The following is a 6,527-nucleotide window of genomic DNA, read 5'->3' as shown; positions in this document are numbered from 1 at the left end:
CGCGCGCGGCTACCGGAACGAGGCCAACTTCATCGCGATGATCTACCTGATTGGCAGCCCCGTGGGCCGCCTGCTGGATCAGGCCAAATCCACATGATGTGACGAAGAACCAAAAAATGCGGCAAGCATGGAAAAGAAAGAAAGGAAGGGAAATACCCCACAGGCAGGAGGTGTGGGCACGCGACATGTGGCCTCCATCAAAGAGATGCAAGCGCTGGACGTGGCCCAACTACGGGATGGAGAACATATTACGGTAGCGGGTTATTACCGCGGAGAGGCGCTTGGCGGCGGCACCTTCATCTGGTACGCCAATGAGCAGCGAGCATCAGACGGCGGTACCTGCTTCCGTGCCCAGCATCACGAAGAGGGGCGTTTCCTACGCCGCCTTGAAGACACGCTCACACCCGGTATGTTTGGTATACGTGGCGATGGTAGCGACCAGTATCTCGCGCTGCAGCAACTCGCCGAGGCCGCCAGTAGCCAGCAGCGTGATATCACCTTTCCCGAGGGCGACTACGCCTCATCGCGTACCGGGTTACGTTTCAAGGGTATTCACGTTACCGGCGCAGGAGTCGAGCGGACCATCATTCGTTATACCGGTGACGCCCGGGGTACGCTGGTCGCAATCCACGATGGCGCCACCCTCTCCGGCATGACCCTGGATGGCAACGTCAGTGACGACCCCGATCAGTGGAGCACCTCCAACTACGACACCTTCACTGGCTGCCTACCGCTGGACCTGGTTGGCCACGACATTACCGCCCACGACGTCGTCTGCCGCCGCTCCCCAGCCGCCTGTCTCCGCGTAGATGCACGGAATTTCGTGCTGCGCGATATCGTAGTCGAGCATGCGCGCGGCAACTTCGGCGATGGCTTCTTCATCGTCGGCGCCCACGACGGAATTGTCGAACGTTGCCAGGCACGAGACTTCACACGTATCGGCTTCGTCTCCGATTCGTACGGCGGGAGCCCGGAAGACAGCCTCAGCGAGCGCATCGACTTCATCGACTGCCTCGCCGAAAACGGTCACCACGCCAGCGCCGATTACGGCGGTAACGAGTCCAACGCCGGTTACTGGGCCGAAAATAGCGACACGGTACGCTTCATCAACTGTCGTTCACGCGAGACGACACATCATGGCTTCGTCGCCACCACCGGACGCACTCCGCCGCAAGGCACCGGGCACTTCACCCTCCGCGGCTGCATCGCCGAAACCACCAACATCGGCTTTTACCTCAAAGACCTGCATGGCACACCCGTGCGTCATATTGTCGACGACTGCCTGGCGCGCGACATCGACAGAGGATTTTGTATCGAGATGGACCTCGCGGCCAGCCACCTGACGGGGCAACGTCTCAGTACGAAACTACGTGGCACCAAGCGCAGTAGCAGTTCCCTATTGCTTACAAGCGATGGACATATCGATATCCGCCATTTCGACGAAACCTGGCAAGTATTCAACGACCGGCGCCATGACAGCATGCGCGCCAGTTACGCCTCCATCGTCTCGGCGGCCGGCTTCAAAGGCGAGCTGCATCTCACCCATTTCCAGAGCCGACACGGCGACACCGATGAGCCCGCCCCCGTAGGTTTCAAGCTCCTCGGCCAATCGCACCTGCGCGACTTCACGCTGAGCGCCACGCGGGCGCGGCTCTTTCATGCACCGGGCGAACGCATCAGCCTGCACGACTGCGAGATTCCCGCCGGCTGGGTCCAAGCCTACGACACACTCGACGTAGACGCCTGCCGGCTCGGCGACGGCGTGCCCCGCTTCGATATCTTCGATACCACGCAGCATCATCGTTATCGCCATTGCCGGTTCGACTTCACCCCCGGCGGCGGGCATCTCTACCTTCACAACAGCAACAAACGCAATTCACGGCATGTCGTGCGCTTCGATCGGTGCCGTTTCAAGAAAGACCTCGCCCAGCACGGCTCCATGATCACTCTGGATGCCGCGCCCGGCGTCTTCCTCGCAGACGAAAGCAACTACCTGACCTTCCGCGACTGCACCTTCGAAAACACTGGCCAGGCCACCGACACCCCCGCGATACGCACCCTCCAACGCCCACCGCAGGCTGAAGTGACCCCCTCCAGAGCTGCACAGGCTATAGTGCAGTCATCAGGAGGACAGAATGAACGACGACACTCCCATCAAGCGATGGACCGCGAAGCGCAAAGCGTCCGTGGTCATGGACATCTTCAAAGGCAAGACCACGGTCGCGGAGGTCGCGCGACAGCATGACCTCACCGTCTCCGAGGTCGACGGCTGGATCGAGGAAGCCCAGCGCAATATGGAGAACGGGTTCAAGGCCCGCCCCAAGGATATCCGCGAGCAATACGAGTCCGACTTGCGGGAAACCAAGGAGGCGCTAGGCGAGGCCCACTTGCAGATCTACGCACTAAAAAAGTGGCGTCGCCTGCTCGACGAGGACGAGAACTCGTAAGGTCGCTGCAGGCGGAAATGGCCCAGGAAGGGCAAGTGGTCTCACTGGCCAAACTTTGCCGCTGGCTGGGTTTTCCTCGGCGCAGTCTGTATTACCGGCCCAAGGCGCGGCAGCGTGTCGTTAATACGGATCTGACGGCCCGGGTGAAGCTGACGCTGGAACGCTTCCCGAGCTACGGCTATCGCCGGCTAGCGTGTGTACTGGGCGAGAACCGCAAGCCGATCCAGCGCATCCTGCAACTCAAAGGCTGGCAGGTGCGCAAGCGGCCGCAAGGCTTCCGACCTCGCGCCAGACGCTTGCCGTCGATCACCTCACGACCCGATGAGCGTTGGGCCACGGATCTCACGCACGTGTGGTGCGGGAAGGATCGGCGGGCCAGCCTGGCGGTCATCATCGACTGTTGCACGCGTGAGATCCTCGGTTGGCGATTATCGGACAATGGCAGCAGCAAGACAGCGGAGGCTGCCCTGGAAGAAGCACTGATTTATCGACTGGGGGCACTGGGGCGCGTTCAGCAGCCGCTGGCACTTCGCTCCGATAACGGGCTCGTTTTCAGTAGCCGCCACTACACGGGCACGGTAAAGGCCTATGGCCTCACGCAGGAGTTCACGACGCCGTATACACCAGAACAGAACGGGCTCGTGGAGCGCTTCTTCCGATCCTTGAAGGAGGAGTGCATCTGGCTTCACCGTTTCGAATCGCTGGGCCAAGCCAGGGTCGTGATCGATCGCTGGATCCGGTACTACAACGAAGAGCGGCCACATCAGTCTCTGGACTATGTGGCACCCCGAGCACACCCAGCATTAACGGCGTAGGGTGTGCAGAAACCAGGGGGTCATTACAAGGCCTCGCTGACCGGGTACGGCAACCGCAAGAACGCCACCATCGACGCCCTTACCGCCTTCGAGCTCGACGACAGTCTCATGGCCGAAGGCTAACCAGCGCTCCCAAAATGAAGGCGGCCCCAAAAGGGGCCGCAAATATAAGCTATAAGCGAATACTGTAAGAGCAATTCATCTTTAGAATCAGAGGCGTCAGCAATTAACCTGTTTCTTTGTTTTCCTCTGAGAAACGAGAAACGGAAAAGAAAGCATTCATATACTCATCAAGCACCCCGTCTAGAGAAACTTTCATCCTTGCCTGAGGCCCAGGCGTTACTTCCATCCACTCTCCTGTAAGGGGGCGCGCTTCACAATCAAGCTTCCATAATCCATACTTCAAATACTCCCCCTTATCTATAAAGATTCTGATCCCACTAACTATTGCATCAGCAAGTGTATGCGGGAACCCTTCGCCATAGCCGGAAGGCTGAACAAAAATATTACCATGCTTAAAAATATCACCCTGCGGGACGAAACCAACCTCAACCACTCCCCCTTTGTGTTCTTTGAAAATTTCAGCCGCGACACCTTTATCCTTACAGCCAACCACAAAGAAAGGTTCGTTAACGTCAATATGCGCCAACAGCTTTTTTAAACTTGCAGCTACAAGGGGGAGTTTTGTATCACGCTGAACGGTTACCAAGCCGTCAAGAACTCCGAATTCTTTCTTCGTACCGCCTGACCCCGGCACCCAACAAACATTATAGCTCCCCCCCAGATACTTTCGTATATAACGAAAATCAGCATACGACTGTACGACCACCTTCTTATTGTTGTTGCACTTCAACAACACCAACAAAAAGTATCTAAAAAATCTTTTATCTCTCCACCGCCCCATGCCATTAATAATCACCAACCCTGCCACCCAAGGCTGTATAAGCAAAAAAATATTAGACCTAATATTCGAAGAGATAACAGCACCGCTCCTTCCAAGGAGCAATATCTCGATAAAAACCAAAAAAGGGGTGAGTATGCTGTCAAACACCCCAACGCTCTTCACGAGACACCCTTTTCTTTCCAAAACATCACATAGTTCCAGACGATACCTATTATTTAGGTTTTTTTTATCGTTGATAACTAGTATTTTATACTTCGTTTCCAAAGCAACCTCCTTGTCCACTAACAGTGCCGCTCGGTCGGTTGAGCCATACCCGCCAACGCGCCCCATTTCGCTTTGCAATACGTCCTATCGTGACGCGGAGAAACGCCCACCGGAAGATGAAAAGACTCGCTAGCCAAGCATGGTCGCGCTCATCCTCCGGTCACAAACGCAAGCGGCCCCAAAAAGGGGCCGCCGTTCATTTGCATTGACAGGAGGCTTAAGCCTCGCTAATTAAAGCTATACATACAGTATTCACTAAGGTAACTGGCATGCCCCATGGTTCTGTTTTTCACTCCCGCCGCAATCAGCTTATACGACTACCCAAAGAAAGCACCCTGCCCGATGGGGTAAAACGTGTCGAGGTCATCTCCGTCGGCCGGACACGCATCATCCCCCCAGTAGGAGAATCATGGGATAGCTGGTTCGACGAACCTAGCGCCACGGCAGATTTCATGAACACGCGTGAGCAACCAGAGGATCAGCGGCGGGAAGCGTTCTAATGCTGAAATACATGCTCGATACCAATATGTGCATTTACACGATCAAGAACGTGACGTCCACGCCCCATGTAGAGCTTATAGCGTTACAGTGTAGACAGGAGCGTTACACCATGCCAGAATATGCTTGTCTAGGCAGTAATTCATATCTTCATCATACAGGTAATGAACATGAGCCAAGTTGTAGAGGCGCGCACTAAATTGTTGCCTCTCAATATGCGCGTTGAGAGTAGAAAACGCGCCCTCATCGACAGGGCCGTTGCAGAATGTGGCGGTGATCGGACCAGCTTCGTGCTGGATGCTGCGTGCCGTCGAGCCGAGGAAATTCTAATGGATCGACGCATGTATGTGATGGATGATCGCTCGTTTGAGGCCTTCGAGAGAGCACTAGAGACCCCTATCGAGGAAAATCCGTGTGTAATGAAACTGATGAATCGCAAGAAGCGCTGGGACAAGACGTAATCGAGGTGGCGGATATTGAGCCTCCCGTCGTTATCAATGAGCATCATGGCGTCGATAAATTTGACTGTGGCCGTAACAGCCTCAACGATTTCTTAAAGGCTCGGGGCCTGAAAAACACCAAACGCCAAGCCACGACGACATATGTCATTTGTTACGCAGGAACGAACCAAGTGGCGGGATATATCTCGTTGGCGACGGGATCAGTACTGCGGGAAGAAGCCCCCAAGAGCATGCGGCGCAACATGCCCACCGAACTCCCTGTCATCAAGCTGGGAAGACTGGCGGTAGACCATCCTTGCCAGGGGACGGGGCTCGGTAAGGACTTGTTGGCCGAAGCCATCGAGCGGTCCTTGCTCGCGGCTGGACATGTTGCAGCGCGTGCCCTGGTCGTTGACGCCCTCGACGAGGACGTGGCGGCTTTCTATAAGAAGCATGGCTTCGTCGAAAACCCTGACAATCCCCTGATGCTGTTCGTTTCGCTGAAGACTCGAGGCGAATGACATGCCCCATCCGCGACGAAAGAGCCCCGGAAACGCAAACGATCCCACAAATCTACAGCCGCTTGAAGACGTAATCATTGGTGGGGTCGAGTAATGCGGAATGCCTTGCGGGGTGCTCTTGTCAGAGGGACTTCAGTCGCGATTGTGTTAACGCAAGCGTCGCGCGATCACTGCGAGTCTTCTTCGCGCAGCCCTTCCACGTCGGCCACCGTCAGCCCCGTGGCCTCGGCGATCTGTTCATCACTGAGTACACCCAGCTTGATCAGGTTGCGGGCGGTCTTCTCGATACCCCGTTGTTCGCCTTCCTGACGCCCTTCCTGACGACCTTCCTGACGCCCTTCCTGGCGGCCTTTTTCTTCCCACCGTTCAGGCCATTGCTTGATGCGTTCTGCCAGCATGTCGTGTACCTCGTGTAGATCCTGCAACTCATTGAACTCGGGCAGTTCCATCCCTGGCGCTCGGTTGGGCAGCAGTACGCGGCGTATCCACACCACGAAGGCCCGTCGTAGCCCGGTTTGCTCGGGCGCCTTGAGCCACTCGACCAGCGTGCCCAGCACCTCCAGCATATCTTGCTCGTCGCGATTGTGCTCCAATCGAAAGAGCGCAGCAGCTACGTTGCGCATGTGATCCGACCACTC

At 56.3% G+C, this 6,527-nt stretch carries 7 protein-coding genes and 1 pseudogene; 6 read left to right on the top strand and 2 right to left on the bottom strand.

The features are described from left to right. Positions 1-187: 187 nt before the first annotated feature. From OP496_RS16390 to OP496_RS16380, 3 genes are read left to right on the top strand one after another with little or no spacing between them, the layout of a single operon-like run. On the top strand, positions 188-2,245 hold the full coding sequence (locus OP496_RS16390) for a hypothetical protein (protein ID WP_280564860.1): 2,058 nt from the start codon (positions 188-190) through the stop codon (positions 2,243-2,245). Next, on the top strand, positions 2,193-2,447 hold the full coding sequence (locus OP496_RS16385; RefSeq protein WP_280564859.1) for a transposase: 255 nt from the start codon (positions 2,193-2,195) through the stop codon (positions 2,445-2,447). Before OP496_RS16390 ends, OP496_RS16385 begins: the two co-directional genes overlap by 53 nt. A 17-nt stretch (positions 2,448-2,464) precedes the next feature. Then, positions 2,465-3,262, top strand: a complete 798-nt coding sequence (locus OP496_RS16380) for an IS3 family transposase (RefSeq protein ID WP_280564858.1) — start codon at positions 2,465-2,467, stop codon at positions 3,260-3,262. Positions 3,263-3,488: 226 nt separating this feature from the next. Here OP496_RS16380 and OP496_RS16375 read toward each other — a convergent pair whose 3' ends face one another. After that, entirely contained in the window at positions 3,489-4,508 is a 1,020-nt protein-coding gene (locus OP496_RS16375; protein WP_280564857.1) for a hypothetical protein, read from the bottom strand. 191 nt (positions 4,509-4,699) lie between these two features. Between OP496_RS16375 and vapB the strand changes: the two genes are divergently transcribed. The 3 genes from vapB (at position 4,700) to OP496_RS16360 (ending at position 5,889) form a co-directional block, all read left to right on the top strand. Then, complete coding sequence (gene vapB, locus OP496_RS16370; protein ID WP_280564856.1) at positions 4,700-4,930, top strand: type II toxin-antitoxin system VapB family antitoxin; 231 nt, start codon at positions 4,700-4,702, stop codon at positions 4,928-4,930. 168 nt (positions 4,931-5,098) lie between these two features. Next, positions 5,099-5,389, top strand: coding sequence for a DUF1778 domain-containing protein (locus OP496_RS16365; RefSeq protein ID WP_035412682.1), 291 nt, complete (start codon positions 5,099-5,101; stop codon positions 5,387-5,389). A 5-nt stretch (positions 5,390-5,394) separates the two neighbouring features. After that, positions 5,395-5,889: a GNAT family N-acetyltransferase gene (locus OP496_RS16360; RefSeq protein ID WP_280564855.1), complete on the top strand. Its 495-nt coding sequence runs from the start codon at positions 5,395-5,397 to the stop codon at positions 5,887-5,889. 167 nt (positions 5,890-6,056) lie between these two features. On the opposite strand, the pseudogene OP496_RS16355 reads toward OP496_RS16360, so the two are convergent. Beyond that, positions 6,057-6,527, bottom strand: a pseudogene (locus OP496_RS16355) (transposase); the annotation flags it as partial.

It is taken from the genome of Chromohalobacter sp. 48-RD10 (assembly GCF_029889785.1).
Classification (GTDB): Bacteria; Pseudomonadota; Gammaproteobacteria; order Pseudomonadales; family Halomonadaceae; genus Chromohalobacter.
The sequence above is the reverse complement of the archived record's forward strand: the minus strand, read 5'-3'. Positions and strand labels throughout refer to the sequence as shown.